This is a genomic window from Tatumella sp. JGM118, from assembly GCF_018257515.1.
In the GTDB taxonomy this organism is placed as follows: Bacteria; Pseudomonadota; Gammaproteobacteria; order Enterobacterales; family Enterobacteriaceae; genus Tatumella; species Tatumella terrea.
In genome coordinates, this window is sequence record NZ_JAERJR010000018.1 from 39,731 (window position 1) to 55,978 (window position 16,248).

At 53.3% G+C, this 16,248-nt stretch carries 14 protein-coding genes and 1 tRNA gene; 6 read left to right on the forward strand and 9 right to left on the reverse strand.

Annotated features, from left to right (window positions below):
- The first annotated feature begins 15 nt into the window (after nucleotides 1-15).
- The 3 genes from yhjD to JK223_RS13950 all read left to right on the forward strand — a co-directional run bounded on the left by yhjD (nucleotide 16) and on the right by JK223_RS13950 (nucleotide 3,414).
- Nucleotides 16-1,056, forward strand: coding sequence for an inner membrane protein YhjD (gene yhjD / locus JK223_RS13940; RefSeq protein WP_212714774.1), 1,041 nt, complete (start codon nucleotides 16-18; stop codon nucleotides 1,054-1,056).
- A 258-nt stretch (nucleotides 1,057-1,314) separates the two neighbouring features.
- Complete coding sequence (locus JK223_RS13945; protein ID WP_212714775.1) at nucleotides 1,315-2,649, forward strand: MFS transporter; 1,335 nt, start codon at nucleotides 1,315-1,317, stop codon at nucleotides 2,647-2,649.
- Nucleotides 2,650-2,793: 144 nt separating this feature from the next.
- The gene (locus JK223_RS13950; protein WP_212714776.1) at nucleotides 2,794-3,414 is read left to right on the forward strand and encodes a LysE family translocator; all 621 of its coding nucleotides are present in this window, start codon (nucleotides 2,794-2,796) and stop codon (nucleotides 3,412-3,414) included.
- A gap of 129 nt (nucleotides 3,415-3,543) precedes the next feature.
- Here JK223_RS13950 and ilvC read toward each other — a convergent pair whose 3' ends face one another.
- Nucleotides 3,544-5,022, reverse strand: coding sequence for a ketol-acid reductoisomerase (gene ilvC / locus JK223_RS13955; RefSeq protein WP_212714777.1), 1,479 nt, complete (start codon nucleotides 5,020-5,022; stop codon nucleotides 3,544-3,546).
- Nucleotides 5,023-5,186: 164 nt separating this feature from the next.
- Between ilvC and ilvY the strand changes: the two genes are divergently transcribed.
- Nucleotides 5,187-6,068 (forward strand): HTH-type transcriptional activator IlvY, encoded by an 882-nt coding sequence (gene ilvY, locus JK223_RS13960; protein WP_212714778.1) that lies wholly within the window; start codon nucleotides 5,187-5,189, stop codon nucleotides 6,066-6,068.
- Here ilvY and ilvA read toward each other — a convergent pair.
- The 6 genes from ilvA to ilvL all read right to left on the reverse strand — a co-directional run bounded on the left by ilvA (nucleotide 6,063) and on the right by ilvL (nucleotide 12,634).
- Nucleotides 6,063-7,616: a threonine ammonia-lyase, biosynthetic gene (gene ilvA / locus JK223_RS13965; protein WP_212714779.1), complete on the reverse strand. Its 1,554-nt coding sequence runs from the start codon at nucleotides 7,614-7,616 to the stop codon at nucleotides 6,063-6,065. The genes ilvY and ilvA overlap by 6 nt on opposite strands.
- Nucleotides 7,617-7,621: 5 nt before the next feature.
- Nucleotides 7,622-9,472, reverse strand: a complete 1,851-nt coding sequence (gene ilvD / locus JK223_RS13970) for a dihydroxy-acid dehydratase (protein ID WP_212714780.1) — start codon at nucleotides 9,470-9,472, stop codon at nucleotides 7,622-7,624.
- 62 nt (nucleotides 9,473-9,534) lie between these two features.
- Entirely contained in the window at nucleotides 9,535-10,467 is a 933-nt protein-coding gene (gene ilvE, locus JK223_RS13975) for a branched-chain-amino-acid transaminase (protein ID WP_025904056.1), read from the reverse strand.
- A gap of 44 nt (nucleotides 10,468-10,511) precedes the next feature.
- Nucleotides 10,512-10,742, reverse strand: coding sequence for an acetolactate synthase 2 small subunit (gene ilvM, locus JK223_RS13980; RefSeq protein WP_212714781.1), 231 nt, complete (start codon nucleotides 10,740-10,742; stop codon nucleotides 10,512-10,514).
- Nucleotides 10,739-12,385, reverse strand: a complete 1,647-nt coding sequence (gene ilvG, locus JK223_RS13985) for an acetolactate synthase 2 catalytic subunit (protein WP_212714782.1) — start codon at nucleotides 12,383-12,385, stop codon at nucleotides 10,739-10,741. Before ilvG ends, ilvM begins: the two co-directional genes overlap by 4 nt.
- A 150-nt stretch (nucleotides 12,386-12,535) precedes the next feature.
- Complete coding sequence (ilvL, locus tag JK223_RS13990; protein WP_071780145.1) at nucleotides 12,536-12,634, reverse strand: ilv operon leader peptide; 99 nt, start codon at nucleotides 12,632-12,634, stop codon at nucleotides 12,536-12,538.
- A gap of 326 nt (nucleotides 12,635-12,960) precedes the next feature.
- Between ilvL and JK223_RS13995 the strand changes: the two genes are divergently transcribed.
- Nucleotides 12,961-14,472 carry a YifB family Mg chelatase-like AAA ATPase gene (locus JK223_RS13995; RefSeq protein ID WP_212714783.1) on the forward strand — a complete coding sequence of 504 codons (1,512 nt, stop codon included), beginning with the start codon at nucleotides 12,961-12,963 and terminating at the stop codon, nucleotides 14,470-14,472.
- Between the two features lie 187 nt (nucleotides 14,473-14,659).
- Here the strand turns inward: JK223_RS13995 and JK223_RS14000 are convergent, their stop codons facing one another.
- Nucleotides 14,660-14,998, reverse strand: coding sequence for a DUF413 domain-containing protein (locus tag JK223_RS14000; protein WP_025904053.1), 339 nt, complete (start codon nucleotides 14,996-14,998; stop codon nucleotides 14,660-14,662).
- A 121-nt stretch (nucleotides 14,999-15,119) separates the two neighbouring features.
- Here JK223_RS14000 and hdfR point away from each other — a divergent pair, with 121 nt between their 5' ends.
- Nucleotides 15,120-15,944, forward strand: a complete 825-nt coding sequence (gene hdfR, locus JK223_RS14005; protein WP_212714784.1) for an HTH-type transcriptional regulator HdfR — start codon at nucleotides 15,120-15,122, stop codon at nucleotides 15,942-15,944.
- Nucleotides 15,945-16,088: 144 nt separating this feature from the next.
- Here the strand turns inward: hdfR and JK223_RS14010 are convergent.
- Nucleotides 16,089-16,164, reverse strand: a tRNA-Trp gene (locus JK223_RS14010).
- Nucleotides 16,165-16,248: the final 84 nt, after the last annotated feature.

Genomic DNA, 16,248 nt, shown 5'->3' on the forward strand with positions numbered 1-16,248 from the left:
AGGAGCGTCACTTTCATGACGGAAAAAATGCCTTCCGGCAACGAAAAAAAGCTGCAACCGGTGCCGATGATCAATACCGGTAACCCCACCGTCGATCGCTCAATTAACCGGGCTTCCAAAAGTATTAACTGGTTCAGTAATATCCCGGCGGTCGCGCACTTTCTTCGGGCCCTCGATCGATTTAATGATCGCCTGGGGAGTCAGTTCGGTGCCGCGATCACCTACTTCTCTTTTTTATCATTGATCCCCATTCTGATGGTGTCCTTTGCTGCCGTGGGGTTTGTACTGGCCTCTAACCAGAATCTGCTGACCAGCCTGATTGATAAAATTGTCGGCAGTATCAGTGACCCGGGTCTGGCGGGTACACTGAAAAGCACCGTACAAACCGCTATCCAGCAACGTACCACGGTCGGTATCACCGGGTTACTGCTGGCGCTGTATTCCGGGATCAGCTGGGTGGGAAATTTGCGTGAAGCCATCCGTGCACAGTCACGCGATGTCTGGGAGCGAAAATCCCACGACCAGGAGAAAATCTGGTTCCGCTACGTGCGTGATTTTATTTCGCTTACCGGCCTGATGCTGGCCTTAATTATCTCCCTGTCGTTAAACTCCATCGCCGGTTCGGCGCAGACAGCCATCGTTAATGCATTAGGGCTGGGCCATATTGACTGGCTGAGGCCGGTGATGACCATTATTGCGCTGGTGATTTCCGTATCTGCCAATTACCTGATTTTCCTTTGGATATTCTGGATCCTCCCGCGCCATCAGCCGCCTAAAAAAGCCTTGTTCCGCGGAACCCTGCTGGCGGCTATCGGGTTTGAGGTGATTAAATTCATTATGACGATTATGCTGCCGAAAGTGGCATCATCCCCCTCCGGCGCGGCATTCGGGTCGGTGCTGGGCCTGATGGCATTTTTCTACTTCTTTGCCCGACTGACGCTGTTCTGTGCTGCATGGATAGCGACAGCGCAGTATGAGGAGCATGAGACGTCGTCAGAAGAGACTGCCTCAGCGGGCGGAATATCACAAAATGTAAGCGGAAATGAATCCAGCTGAAAATATTGCCCCGTGAATATTTTTTCTGCAAATCAGCCAGGCAAAGCCATCCGGTGACTTTTTTTAGGCTGATTTGCAGTGATATCCTCTGAAAAATCCACCTCTCCCTGCAGTCATATTCCGGCAACCGGAACACAATACATATTATCCACTTTTATGCCGATAATCCGCGCTGTGACTGGGATGTTCGGGATTGCTGACCTTAAAACTGCTGCTAATATGGTTCGTCCATCGTTACAAAAATAAGAAACTATTATTATGCAAAACAGCAATACAGAACCCTGTCCTTCACCCGCAGAATCCCCCCCGATGAACTCCCGGGGTAAAGTGGTTGTTGCTTCCCTGGTCGGAACCGCCATTGAATTCTTCGATTTTTATATTTATGCCACGGCCGCCGTCATTGTCTTCCCGCATATCTTCTTCCCGCAGGGAGATGCGACCGTCGCCACGCTTCAGTCACTGGCAACCTTTGCGATCGCCTTCGTCGCACGTCCTATCGGCTCTGCTGTTTTTGGCCATTTTGGTGACCGCATTGGTCGCAAAGCCACGCTGGTCGCCTCTTTGCTGACCATGGGGATTTCGACGGTCGCGATTGGCTTATTACCCGGCTACGCCACCATTGGCGTGGCTGCGCCGCTGTTACTGGCACTGGCCCGTTTCGGTCAGGGACTCGGACTGGGCGGTGAATGGGGCGGAGCCGCATTGCTGGCGACTGAAAACGCCCCCGCGAAAAAACGTGCCCTCTATGGCTCATTCCCGCAACTGGGTGCCCCTATTGGCTTTTTCTTTGCCAACGGTACCTTCTTACTCCTTTCCTGGCTGCTGGATGATCAGCAGTTTATGAGCTGGGGCTGGCGTGTGCCTTTTATTCTGTCGGCAATCCTTGTGATCATCGGGCTGTACGTCAGGGTTTCATTACATGAGAGCCCGGTCTTCGCCAAAGTCAAAAAAGAGAAAAAACAGGTAAAAGTTCCTATCGGTACGCTGTTAACTCAATATCCCGGCGCGACATTGCTCGGCACCTTTATTATGCTCGCCACCTATACCCTGTTTTATATTATGACGGTCTATGCCATGAGTTATGGCACGACACCGGCCCCGGCAGGCTTAGGGTTCTCCCGTTCCAGCTTCCTGTGGATGCTGATGGTGGCGGTGATTGGTTTCGGGATAACGATTCCGATCGCGGGTGTGCTGGCGGATCGCTTTGGTCGCCGCAGTACGATGATAGTGATTACCTTACTGATTATCGCATTTGCCTTTATCTTCCCGCATATGCTGGGTTCAGGTTCCCCCTGGCTGGTCATGCTTTTCCTGCTGACCGGATTAAGCATTATGGGGCTGACATTCGGCCCGATGGGGGCATTATTACCCGAGCTTTTCCCGACCGAAGTACGGTACACCGGAGCGTCGTTCTCCTATAACCTGTCCTCGATTCTCGGCGCGTCTGTGGCACCTTATATCGCGACCTGGCTGAATACTCACTACGGATTATCCGCCGTCGGGTTCTATCTGGCCGCCATGGCAACCCTGACGTTACTGGCATTACTGCTGAGTAAAGAGACCCGTCACCAGACACTGTTTGAGGCCTCCTGATCGTTATCATGACGTCCCCGGGTCCCGGGGCGTCACCTTCGACCGCATCCCTCTCTGGCGTTTCCTCCTCTGAATCAGGCTGTTTCCCCGCCGGTAATTTGTTATAACACTGTTTAACAAAAACGGTTCTGCGGGAGAGTAACGATGTCGATAACAGAAAGTCTTATTGCCTATACGCTGGCTGCCGGCCTGCTGACCCTGACGCCGGGTCTGGATACGGCCTTAGTTCTGCGGACGGCTACGGTGGAAGGTCGTAAGCAGGCCCTTCAGGCGGCTGCCGGAATTAACCTCGGATGCCTTCTGTGGGGAGTCGCTGTCGCCTGCGGTCTGGGAGCACTCATTGCCGTCTCTGAACTGGCTTACGATCTGCTGAAATACTGTGGAGCCGCTTATCTTTGCTGGCTGGGGATTGGCATGTTACTTCACCCACGCAAAGGAATGGTGACCTCTGAAAGTCCCGGTAACCGGCAGACAAACTGGCTGCTAAAAGGGATGGCGGGGAATATGCTGAATCCGAAAGTCGGTATCTTTTATGTCTCTTTTTTGCCGCAATTTATCCCGCAGGGCCATTCCTTATTTTTCTGGACACTGGGACTGGTCGGCATCCATATGCTGCTGGGTATCACCTGGTTAATGACACTGATTGCGGCGACCCGTCCACTGAGTCGTTTTTTCCATCGTCCGCGGGTGGTGGCTACCATGGACCGGCTCACCGGCATCGTGCTCCTCTCCTTTGCGGCCAGACTGGCCTTCAGCAAACGCTGAGCACCCGCAAAAAAATAAACCGGCATCGCCGGTTTTTTTGCGCCCGCGGAGGATCCGGACGCCGTAAAAAATCACCATAAAAAAACCCCGGCGGTGCCGGGGTTCATTTTATACCGCAAGCCGTGCGGATTAACCGGCGACCGCGATACGTTTCATATCGGTCATATAGCCGCGTAACTTACTACCGACTTTCTCGATAGGATGCTGACGAATCGCTTCATTCACATCACGCAGTTGCGCGTTATCAACGGTATTCCCGCTCAGTGTTTCCTGACCTAAATCACCGGTCTGCAGTTGTGCCATAAAGTCTTTCAGCAACGGTACGGCAGCGAAGGAGAACAGGTAGTTACCGTATTCTGCCGTATCTGAAATAACGACGTTCATTTCATACAGACGCTTACGTGCAATGGTGTTGGCAATCAGTGGCAGTTCATGCAGAGACTCGTAGTAAGCAGACTCCTCAATGATGCCGGCCGCTACCATGGTTTCGAAGGCCAGTTCAACACCGGCTTTGACCATAGCGATCATCACAACACCCTGGTCGTAGTAATCCTGTTCGCCAATCTTGCCTTCAAACTGTGGTGCGGTTTCGAAAGCCGTTTTTCCGGTCTCTTCACGCCAGGTCAGCAGATCTTTATCATCGTTTGCCCAGTCAGCCATCATACCGGCAGAGAAATCTCCGGAGATAATGTCATCCATATGTTTGCAGAACAGAGGTGCCATGATCTCTTTCAGCTGCTCAGACAGGGCATAGGCACGCAGTTTCGCCGGGTTGGACAGACGGTCCATCATCAGTGTGATACCGCCAAACTTCAGCGATTCGGTGATGGTTTCCCAGCCGAACTGGATCAGTTTTTCTGCATAAGCAGGATCGGTACCTTCAGCCACCAGCTTATCAAAGCACAGTAATGAACCCGCCTGTAACATACCGCACAGGATAGTCTGCTCACCCATCAGGTCTGATTTAACTTCTGCAACAAAAGAAGATTCCAGAACACCGGCACGGTGACCCCCGGTCGCGGCTGCCCAGGCTTTAGCGATAGCCAGGCCTTCACCTTTCGGATCGTTTTCCGGGTGAACCGCGATAAGCGTCGGTACGCCGAAACCACGTTTGTATTCTTCACGAACCTCAGTCCCCGGACATTTCGGCGCGACCATCACGACGGTGATGTCTTTACGGATAGTCTCACCGACTTCAACGATGTTGAAACCATGGGAGTAGCCCAGAGTCGCGCCATCTTTCATCAGAGGCTGAACCGCCTGTACGACGGCAGAGTGCTGTTTGTCCGGCGTCAGGTTGATCACCAGATCAGCCTGAGGGATCAGCTCTTCGTAAGTCCCGACCTTAAAACCGTTGTCGGTCGCTTTACGCCATGAAGCGCGTTTCTCTGCAATCGCTTCTGCACGCAGTGCATAAGCAACGTCCAGACCGGAATCACGCATATTCAGGCCCTGGTTAAGACCCTGAGCACCACAACCAACAATCACGACTTTTTTGCCTTTCAGGACGCTTGCCCCGTCGGTAAATTCTTCACGCGACATGAAACGACATTTACCTAATTGCGCTAACTGATTGCGCAGGTTCAGTGTGTTGAAATAGTTAGCCATGGATGCTCCATTGATTCGTTGTGTTTGTATTTATCAGTGTTTCAGTCGCAGTCTTTGCTGCCCTGAGAATGACTTCATCATATGTCATGAATTCCATTGCTTAAATTGATATATTAACAACATCACGTTGCAATATTTGCAATGACCTTTCAGATGAGGCGGCTATGGACTTACGTGACCTGAAACTCTTTCTTCATCTGGCCGAAAGTTGTCATTTCGGTCAGACTGCCAGGGCGATGCATGTCAGCCCGTCGACGCTGTCGCGCCAGATCCAGCGGCTGGAGGAAGAGACCGGACATCCCCTTTTTATCCGTGATAATCGTTCTGTCACACTGACCGATGCGGGGGAAAACTTTACCCAATTTGCCCGGCAAACCCTGCTGCACTATCAGCAATTGCGACACACGATGGACCTGAACAGTCCGTCACTGAGCGGCGAACTGCATCTGTTCTGCTCTGTCACGGCGGCCTATAGCCACCTGCCTCCGGTACTCGACCGGTTTCGCGCCGAACACCCGCAGGTGGAAATTAAGCTCTCGACCGGAGACCCATCGGATGCCGTACAGAAGGTCAGTTCAGGTGAAGCGGATATTTCCATTGCCGGGAAGCCGGAGTCGCTGCCTTCCGGTGTGGCCTTCACCCCGGTGGATTTTCTGCCGCTGGCATTGATAGCGCCGGCACTCCCCTGTCCGGTCAGGGTTCAAATCAGCGAGGAGGATCCGGACTGGAGCCAGGTGCCGTTTATTTTTCCTGAACAGGGTCCGGTCAGACGCAGTATCGACCAGTGGCTGAAGCGTCGTAAAATTACGGCGCCGGTGATCTATGCGACCGTATCAGGGCATGAAGCGATGGTTTCGATGGTGGCTTTAGGCTGCGGAATTGCGCTGCTGCCGGATGTGGTGCTGGAAAACAGTCCCGAACCGGTCCGGAACAGGGTAATGAAAATCGCCCGGACAGACCTGGGGGCACCGCTGGAACTGGGCGTCTGTGTGCAGAAGAAGCGGCTCGCCGAGCCGCTGATTAATGCCTTCTGGAGTCTGTTATAGCGTGTGATCGGCCAGGAAAAACCGGAAGGCAGGATTATCACTTTCATCATGAAAGTCATAGCCCAGCGCCTGCAAATGTTCAGAGAAACGGGGTTCATTTTCGCTGAGTTCAAAGGCCGCCAGTACACGGCCATAATCCGTCCCGTGGCTACGGTAGTGGAATAACGAGATATTCCAGTGCGTTCCCAGTGTCTGCAGGAATTTCAGCAGTGCCCCCGGAGACTCAGGGAACTCAAAGCTGAACAACCGTTCTTTCAGCGGTTTGCCCGGGCGTCCGCCGACCATATAGCGAAGATGCAGTTTTGCCATTTCATCATCGGACAGATCGACCACCTGATAACCCTTGTCAGTCAGTTCCCTGACAATTTCGGTGCGCTCCGCGATGCCCCGTGACAGACGAACACCCACAAAGATCCGGGCATTCCGATCATCGGCATACCGGTAGTTGAATTCGGTGACGGCACGGCCACCCAGCACCTGACAGAAGTTCAGGAAACTGCCCTTCTCTTCCGGGATGGTGACGGCCAGTAAGGCTTCGCGTTGTTCACCCAGCTCACACCGTTCTGAAACATAGCGAAGACCGTGGAAATTCACATTGGCTCCGGAAAGGACATGGGCAAGACGTTCATCACGGATGTCATGCTGCTGGATATATTTCTTCATCCCTGCCAGCGCCAGGGCCCCGGAAGGCTCGGCAATCGCGCGTACATCTTCGAAGATATCTTTCATTGCCGCACAGATGGCATCACTGTCTACGGTGATAATATCGTCCAGATACTCCCGGCAGACACGGAACGTTTCATCGCCGATGCGCCGGACCGCAACACCTTCCGCGAACAGACCGACGCGGGAAAGTTCAACCGGCTCGCCGGCATCCAGCGCGGCTTTCAGGCAGGCTGAATCTTCCGCTTCAACCGCGATCACCTTAATTTCCGGCATCAGCTGTTTAATTAATACAGCCACGCCTGCCGCCAGCCCGCCCCCACCGACCGGTACAAAAATCCGGTCGATATGGGCATCCTGCTGTAATAATTCCAGCGCCAGCGTGCCCTGCCCGGCAATCACCGCCGGATGGTCAAAAGGCGGCACAAAGGTATAGCCATGCTGTCCGGAGAGCTCAATCGCTTTCGCTTTTGCCTCATCGAAGTTTGCGCCGTGAAGCAGCGCCTCACCGCCAAAAGCCCGGACCGCTTCCACTTTGATATCTGCCGTGGCCACCGGCATCACGATCAGAGAGCGGATCCCGAGCCGGGTCGCCGAAAGCGCGACGCCCTGGGCATGGTTTCCGGCCGATGCCGTGACCACGCCCCGGGCGCGTTGTTCTTCAGTCAGACCGGCAATCATCGAGTAAGCGCCGCGCAGCTTGAAGCTGTGTACCGGCTGGCGGTCTTCCCGCTTCACGACAATGGTGTTGCCCAGCCGCGCAGAGAGTTTTTCCATCTTCTGCAATGGCGTCACCTGCGTGACTTCATAAACCGGTGAACGCAGTACCGCATGAAGGTACTCCGCGCCCGTAGGCGCGGAAGAGAGGGGTTTGGAAACAGCCATATCCGTTACCCCCCGAGTTTACTCTTATCACGCACCGCGCCTTTATCCGCACTGGTCGCCAGTGAAGCATAAGCCCGCAGAGCAAAAGAGACTTCACGCTGACGCGATTTCGGCGTATAGGCTGCATCGCCGCGAGCCTCTTCGGCGTCCCGGCGTGCCTGCAGTTCGGCCTCATCAATATCCAGACGGATATGACGGCCCGGGATATCAATGTCGATAATATCGCCGTCGTTGACCAGCGCGATGACACCGCCGTTAGCTGCTTCCGGCGAGGCATGGCCGATAGACAGGCCGGAGGTTCCGCCGGAGAAACGGCCGTCGGTGATCAGTGCGCAACTCTTACCCAGTCCCATTGATTTCAGGTAGGTCGTCGGATACAGCATTTCCTGCATCCCTGGCCCGCCTTTCGGACCTTCGTAGCGGATCACTACCACATCACCGGCCACGACTTTTCCACCGAGGATCGCCTCAACCGCGGCATCCTGGCTTTCGTACACTTTTGCCGGGCCGCGGAAGGTCAGGCTGCCTTCATCCACCCCGGCAGTTTTTACAATACAGCCATCGACGGCAATATTACCCTGAAGCACCGCCAGACCACCGTCCTGAGAATACGCATGCTCGCGGGCCCGGATGCAACCATTTTCACGGTCATCATCCAGCGTATCCCAGCGACAATTTTGTGAGAAGGCTTTGGTGGTACGGATACCGGCAGGCCCTGCACGGTACATCTCTTTAACGGCCTCATCATCGGTCAGCATGATGTCGTACTGTTTGAGCGCCTCGCCCAGGGTCGTCCCCAGAATATTCGGCACTGTGGTATCCAGCAGACCGGCACGCGCCAGTTCTCCCAGGATCCCTATCACGCCGCCCGCACGGTGGACATCTTCCATATGATATTTCTGGGTGCTCGGGGCCACTTTACACAGGTGCGGCACCTGGCGGGACAGGCGATCGATGTCTGAAATATCAAAATCAATCTCACCTTCCTGAGCGGCTGCCAGCAGGTGTAAGACCGTATTAGTGGAACCGCCCATGGCGATATCCAGCGTCATCGCATTCTCAAATGCGGCTTTACTGGCGATATTACGGGGCAGTACAGAGGCATCATCCTGCTCATAGTAGCGTTTGGTCAGCCCGACGATACGCTTACCGGCATTAATAAATAACTGCTCACGATCAGCATGTGTTGCCAGCAGGGAACCATTACCCGGTTGAGATAATCCTAAGGCTTCGGTGAGGCAGTTCATAGAATTGGCGGTAAACATACCGGAGCAGGAGCCACAGGTCGGACACGCTGAACGCTCGATCTGTTCACTGTCGGCATCACTGACATTCGGGTTTGCGCCCTGGATCATCGCGTCGACCAGATCCAGCTTGATCAGCTGATCAGACAATTTGGTTTTACCGGCTTCCATCGGGCCACCGGAGACAAAAATGACCGGGATATTCAGGCGTAACGATGCCATTAACATCCCGGGGGTGATTTTATCGCAGTTTGAGATGCAGACCATGGCATCGGCACAGTGTGCATTCACCATATATTCCACAGAATCTGCAATCAGTTCGCGGGACGGCAGTGAATACAACATGCCGCCGTGGCCCATCGCAATCCCGTCATCCACGGCAATGGTATTAAACTCTTTAGCGACGCCGCCGGAGGCTTCAATCTGCTCCGCCACCAGTTTTCCTAAGTCACGTAAATGCACATGACCTGGCACGAACTGCGTAAAGGAGTTAACGACGGCAATGATCGGTTTCCCGAAATCATCATCCGTCATTCCGGTTGCGCGCCACAGCGCGCGGGCTCCCGCCATATTACGGCCATGGGTGGTGGTGGCGGAACGATACTTAGGCATGCTCTGTTACTCCAGTCTGTAAAAAAATCGCGGACTTTGTTCCGGTCCGCGTTATTCAATCGTTATTGCGGGTTAACCGGATCCAGCCAGCCCCACTTATCTTCAGTTTCACCCGTAAACAGACCAAAGAATGCCTGTTGAATACGTTTCGTGACCGGGCCGCAGCGGCCTTCACCGACCTGGATACCATCGACGCTACGCACCGGGGTAATCTCAGCGGCGGTCCCTGACATAAAGACTTCATCCGCCAGATACAGGGACTCACGGGACAGTGCCTGCTCACGGACTTCAATACCCAGCTCTTTTGCCAGCTTGATAATGGCATCGCGGGTGATCCCCGGTAACGCTGATGAGGTGAACGGCGGTGTAAACAGAATACCGTCTTTCACTTCGAACAGGTTTTCTCCGGCACCTTCCGACAGGTAACCATTCACATCCAGCGCGATCCCTTCCTGATAGCCATGACGGCGGGCTTCGCTGCCGACTAACAGAGATGAAAGGTAGTTACCACCGGCTTTAGCCCCTGTCGGGATAGTATTCGCTGCCACACGGTTCCAGGAGGAGACCATCGCGTCGATACCTTGTTCAAGCGCTTCCGCTCCCAGATATGCCCCCCACGGGAAGGCGGCGATGATCACATCGGTACTGTAACCCTCAGGAGGATTCACCCCTAACCCGACATCGCCCACAAAGACCAGCGGACGGATATAGGCACTTTTCAGGTTATTCACACGTAAGACTTCACGGCAGGCTTCCATCAGTTCATCAACACTCTGAGAGACCGGGAAACGATAGATTTTGGCTGAGTCACGCAGACGTTGCATATGCTCACGATGACGGAAGACCACAGGGCCTTTATGAGAATCATAGCAACGTACGCCTTCAAAGACAGACGTACCATAGTGCAACGCATGTGACATTACGCTGACCTTCGCGTCTTCCCATTTCACCATTTTCCCGTTGAACCAGATAAACTCTGCTTTTGTCGTGCTCATAGTAATGTCCTTTGTACCCTTGGGTGGATGTGTTGTGTTATTCGTTATTTAACCTGAACGCTGGTGACGTCCATAAGTTTTGTAAGTTGTACTGACAGTAAATCAACCGAACGCAGGCTGCTTACTGTCATTTCAAGACTGATACCGTCAGCCTCTGCTGGCTGTCCCATCGTCATCGCATTGACCCGGAAACCACGATGACGCACAACACGCAGAATACGCTCTAAAATTTCAGGCCGGTAGTGTGCCTGTACAGATAACTGATACTGATTCATGCCGTTTCCTCCATCATCTGAGTGTTGCTGGCACCCGGTGGCACCAGTGGCCAGACATTCTCACCCTCATCGATAACGACATGCAGGAAGTACGAACCTTCAGTGGTCAGCAGGGTATCCAGTGCAGCATCTATCTGATCCTTCCGGCTGATTTTCTGCCCCGGAATATCAAACGCACTGGCGATGGTCAGGAAATCCGGATTGTCTGTCAGACAGGTTTCGCTATAACGCTCTTCAAAGAAGAGCTGCTGCCACTGGCGAACCATTCCCAGACGCTGGTTATCCAGCAGCAGAATTTTGACCGGCAGCTGACGGCGCTTAATGGTTCCCAGCTCCTGAATATTCATCATGATAGAGCCATCGCCGGAAACACAAATCACCGTATCCTGCGGGCAGGCGACCTGGGCCCCGATGGCGGCCGGTAAGCCAAATCCCATGGTACCGAGACCACTTGAGGTAATAAAACGATCCGGTGCATCAAAAGACATATGCTGTGCTGTCCACATCTGATGCTGGCCAACATCGGTGGTAATAATCGTTTGTGCGGGTTTTTTGTCTGACAGAGCTTTCAGGAGTGCAGGGGCATAAATGGGGTCACCGGGGTGGTCATAGCGGCTGGCATAATCCCGCTTCATGGCAATGACCGAACTACACCAGGCGGAGATATCCAGTGGCTGACTCAGTGCCGGTAACAGCTGATTCAGATCTCCCTGCAAAGAAACATGGGCACGTCGCAATTTATTCAGTTCTGCCGGGTCGATATCCAGATGGATCACTGCGGCTTCCGGCGCAAAAGTATCCAGCTTACCGGTAACACGATCATCAAACCGGGCGCCGACCGCGATCAGCAGATCACATTCCTGCACCGCCAGGTTGGCCATTTTGCTGCCGTGCATACCCAGCATGCCCAGGTAGGTTTCGTTATCCGCATTCACACATCCCAGCCCCTTCAGTGTACATACCGAAGGTGCACCGGTCGCAGACAGAAATTCCCGCAGGGCCGGAACGGCTCCGGCAATGCCGACACCGCCACCGATATACACCACCGGCTTACGGGCCGCTGCCAGTAAACGGCGGGCTTCTTCCATCTGGTTTTCGGTGAACGCGGGGATCTCATCCACACTGGCAGTCACCTCAGTAAAATCCGCTGCGCCCAGCTGAATGTCTTTAGGGATGTCGACCAGCACCGGGCCGGGACGGCCGGACTGAGCGATGGCAAAGGCTTCCGCCAGGATGCCGGGTAACTCTTCTGCGGACTGCACCATAAAGCTGTGCTTGGTACAGGCCAGAGATAATCCGAGGACATCAATTTCCTGAAAAGCATCAGTACCGATAACGGCGGTAGAAACCTGCCCGGTAATGGCGACGACCGGGACCGAGTCCATCATTGCATCAGCCAGTCCGGTGATCAGGTTCGTCGCTCCCGGACCGGAGGTTGCAATACACACTCCGGTTTTATTGGTGGCACGGGCATAGCCAATGGCTGCCATGACTGCGCCTTGTTCATGACGGCACAGCAGATGCTCTACGCCGCCGTCATAGAGGGCATCGTAGACAGGCATAATCGCCCCGCCCGGATATCCAAAAACGGTCTGAACCCCTTGTGCCCTTAAAGCCTGAACTACCCACTGTGCTCCGGTCATCGCTATTCACCTGTCTTTTGCCGGGAGAGACAGAACGTTATGCTGCCATTCATGATTCGCTCCACATTAAAATGCTACCAGGCCAGATAACCAAAAAAAAACCCCCGGACCTGTCGGTGCGGGGGTTCTCTTTCGATTAAGGCTTGATTTCTAAGCCTTTCTTTCTCCGAGTGCAGCCCCGCACGATGGTAGAATAATCACCACCACGCTAATCACGACCAGGCTAATCACTCGGAGAAGGGCTTTCATAATCAGTTCAACATTCGCTTAATTCGATATAGTGCTTAAAGAGTTACCATAGGATGACGAAAGATGACAACCCCTTTTTTTATTAATTTCCCGGCGCCGGCAACGACTCACCTCTAACTCACTGATAAGTATTAGTTATATAAAAAACACTAATATTTTAATTTTCCCTGCGAAAAATGGTTTCACCGCCACACTCCCTCACAAACTCCGGGTAATTCATGTCACTGCCATCGGTATAAACAGGAGGGCTACCATAAAACCATCCTGTGACTGGCGAGCGGGACAGGCACAATATTTTACACTGGATGATATTTCAGGGAGAGAATATGTCATTAGCCAGAGTATTGACCCGTGCAATTATCGGTCTGGATGCGCCGCTGGTCACTGTGGAAGTCCATTTGAGTCACGGACTCCCCTCACTGGTCATGGTCGGACTACCGGAAGCAACGGTTAAAGAATCACGTGAACGGGTACGCAGTGCCATTATCAATAGCGGCTTCAGTTTTCCCGTTCGCCGGATCACGGTCAACCTGGCACCTGCCGATATGCCAAAACAAGGGGGACGTTACGATCTGCCTATCGCGATAGCTATCCTTGCCGCTTCCGGGCAAATCCCGCCGGCATCCCTTACTGCGCGGGAGTTTTCAGGAGAGCTGGCCCTCACCGGGGGGCTGCGAGCCATCAGGGGGGCGATTCCGGCAGTGGTTGCCGCATCTCATGCCGGCAGACACCTGATCCTTTCTGCGGATAACGAAACAGAGGCGGGTCTGGTCCGGGAAGCGGTCACATTCGTTGCAGACACGCTGCTGGAGGTTTGTCGCTTTCTGCACGGAAAAACGCAACTGCGGCAAGCCACCTATTCGGGCAGTTACGAGGCCGGAAGCTATCCGGACCTGCAGGAGATTATTGGTCAGTTGCAGGCCAGGCGCGCCTTAGAGATCACTGCTGCCGGCGGCCATAATTTACTCCTCATAGGCCCGCCAGGTACCGGTAAAACCATGCTTGCTTCCCGGCTAGCCGGTATATTGCCGCCGCTGACCGAACAGGAGGCTCTGGAGTGTACGGCCCTCAATAGCCTCTGCCAGGATATCCCGGCCACTGCATTGTGTTATGAGCGCCCTTTCCGCGCCCCCCACCATAGTGCATCCCTGTGTGCTCTGGTCGGCGGTGGTGCTCTGCCACAGCCAGGTGAAATCTCTCTGGCACATAACGGGGTGCTCTTTCTGGATGAATTGCCTGAGTTTGAGCGCAGGACACTGGACGCGCTGCGGCAACCGCTGGAATCCGGGGAGATCGTGCTGTCCAGAGCAAAAGCTAAAATTACCTATCCTGCGCGTTTTCAGTTGATTGCAGCCATGAATCCTGGCCCTACAGGGGACTATCAGGGCGTACATCTGCGTCAGCCCGCAAGCCAGGTATTGCGCTACCTCAATCGCCTCTCAGGGCCCTTTCTGGACCGTTTTGATTTGTCTATAGAAGTTCCCTTACTTCCCCCCGGCACGTTGAGTGACCCCATCTCTCCGGGGGAGGCAACAGAGCAGGTCAGACAACGCGTGATCAGAGCCCGGGAATATCAGCTCAGCCGATCAGGCAGGATTAATGCCCTGATGACACACAAAGATATCAGTCAGTGGTGCCGGATAACTTCGCAGGATGCCCGATGGCTGGAGCAGGTCTTACAAAAACTCGGCCTCTCAGTGCGGGCATGGCAACGGATACTAAAAGTCGCCAGAACGCTGGCTGATATGACAGAGACAACCACTATAGCGCGGGAGCATTTACAGGAAGCCATCAGTTACCGGGCGATGGAGAAAGTGTTGCGTCATCTTCAGCAATAATGGGGACAGAAAAGCCCCCGTATCGCCTGATGGCAGGGGATAGCAGTAAGCAGTAAGCAGTAAGCAGTAAGCAGTAAGCAGTAAGCAGTAAGCAGTAAGCAGTAAGCAGTAAGCAGTAAGCAGTAAGCAGTAAGCAGTAAGCAGTAAATTATCTCAGGATCAAAAAAAGGGCCGAAGCCCTTTTTTATTAATCATCACTATCGCTGAAATCTTCAACCGTATCCATCTGCGGCTTGCCGCCGGAAAGGGTATGAAAACGTTTCGGGCGCTTAATTCTGCTCATGTATTTCGACCAGACGCGTTCTGCTTCCGTTTCCGGCTCTTTCAGGCCGCGGCAGACTTCAACAAATTTAATCTCTTCTTCCGTAACAGGCTCACGCTTCGCCAGATCCAGTTCATTAAAAGCTGAACCATGACGTTCAAGTAACTGAGCTTCCTTGATGGTAAAATCACCGTGGCGTGAAAACCCTCGCGGGTAGTGCTTATTATCAAAAAAGCGATTTGTGGTGGTAAAACTATCCGACATTTTACACGCTCCTAACTCTTTAATGGTCGTGTGATTTATGGCGCGGAGTATTCGATAGGCTTGACAAAGTGTAAAACAAAAGATTTTAATCGTAATGATTAAAATATTTGGAGAGGATGTTATGGATACAGAATTGCTGAAAACTTTCCTGGAAGTCAGCAGAACACGCCATTTCGGGAGAGCTGCAGAAGCCTTGTACCTGACCCAGTCTGCGGTAAGTTTTCGCATTCGTCAGTTGGAAAATCAACTGGGTGTCAGTCTGTTTACCCGTCACCGAAATAATATCCGGCTGACTTCTGCCGGTGAACGACTATTGCCCTATGCCGAAACGCTAATGAGTACCTGGCTTATCGCGAAGAAAGAGGTTTCACTCTCTCAGCAGCAGCATGAATTGACGATCGGGGCCAGTACCGCGCTCTGGGAGGCCTATCTGACCCCCTGGCTCAAAACACTCTATCAGACACGGGAAAATCTTCATATCGAAGCCAGGGTTGCCCAGCGACATCTGCTGGTAAAACAGATCCACGAACGTCAGCTGGATGTGTTGATCACCACCGAAGCGCCGAAAATGGATGAACTGCTAAGTCAGCAGATCGGCCATATCTCTCTGGCGTTGTTTCGCTCCAGACAGTCTGACAAAAAAGAGCGTTATCAGTATATCAAACTGGAATGGGGCGCGGACTTTCATCAGCATGAACTTTACTTATCCGGTAGTGATGATTCACCCATTCTGACGACAACCTCGGCACATATTACCCGTGATCTGCTGCATACGACGGACGCCTGTGCATTTTTACCGGAGTACTGGCAGACAATATATAAAGATCTGGTCCCGGTCGCAGATACGGCGACGGTAATTCGCCCGCTGTATGCGGTATGGCTACAAAACAGCGATCAACAAACAGCGTTAAAACAGCTGCTGAAAGTACCGGTCGGCTCGCGCTGATCATTAGTATAGCGTTGGTGGTAAATATTCGAAGGTCAGGCCGTGAAATTTCCGGTCTGGCAGGTGTATTTCGACAGAAAGAGGATGGCAGGAGTGTTTTTCAGGCAAAAAAAAATCCTTTGCAAAGCAAAGGATGATTTTTTCTGGCAGGGGCGGAGGGACTCGAACCCCCAACACCCGGTTTTGGAGACCGGTGCTCTACCAATTGAACTACGCCCCTAAATAGGGTGGCGGAACGGACGGGACTCGAACCCGCGACCCCCTGCGTGACAGGCAGGTATTCTAACCAACTGAACTACCGCTC

Coding starts and splice junctions, on each gene's coding strand:
- ilvM (WP_212714781.1), bottom strand. CDS start 10,742: ATGAATCAGTATCAGTTATCTGTACAGGCACACTACCGGCCTGAAATT.
- JK223_RS14000 (WP_025904053.1), bottom strand. CDS start 14,998: ATGTCGGATAGTTTTACCACCACAAATCGCTTTTTTGATAATAAGCAC.
- JK223_RS13950 (WP_212714776.1), top strand. CDS start 2,794: ATGTCGATAACAGAAAGTCTTATTGCCTATACGCTGGCTGCCGGCCTG.
- ilvD (WP_212714780.1), bottom strand. CDS start 9,472: ATGCCTAAGTATCGTTCCGCCACCACCACCCATGGCCGTAATATGGCG.
- ilvG (WP_212714782.1), bottom strand. CDS start 12,385: ATGACCGGAGCACAGTGGGTAGTTCAGGCTTTAAGGGCACAAGGGGTT.
- ilvA (WP_212714779.1), bottom strand. CDS start 7,616: ATGGCTGTTTCCAAACCCCTCTCTTCCGCGCCTACGGGCGCGGAGTAC.
- ilvL (WP_071780145.1), bottom strand. CDS start 12,634: ATGAAAGCCCTTCTCCGAGTGATTAGCCTGGTCGTGATTAGCGTGGTG.
- ilvY (WP_212714778.1), top strand. CDS start 5,187: ATGGACTTACGTGACCTGAAACTCTTTCTTCATCTGGCCGAAAGTTGT.
- ilvC (WP_212714777.1), bottom strand. CDS start 5,022: ATGGCTAACTATTTCAACACACTGAACCTGCGCAATCAGTTAGCGCAA.
- ilvE (WP_025904056.1), bottom strand. CDS start 10,467: ATGAGCACGACAAAAGCAGAGTTTATCTGGTTCAACGGGAAAATGGTG.
- hdfR (WP_212714784.1), top strand. CDS start 15,120: ATGGATACAGAATTGCTGAAAACTTTCCTGGAAGTCAGCAGAACACGC.
- yhjD (WP_212714774.1), top strand. CDS start 16: ATGACGGAAAAAATGCCTTCCGGCAACGAAAAAAAGCTGCAACCGGTG.
- JK223_RS13995 (WP_212714783.1), top strand. CDS start 12,961: ATGTCATTAGCCAGAGTATTGACCCGTGCAATTATCGGTCTGGATGCG.
- JK223_RS13945 (WP_212714775.1), top strand. CDS start 1,315: ATGCAAAACAGCAATACAGAACCCTGTCCTTCACCCGCAGAATCCCCC.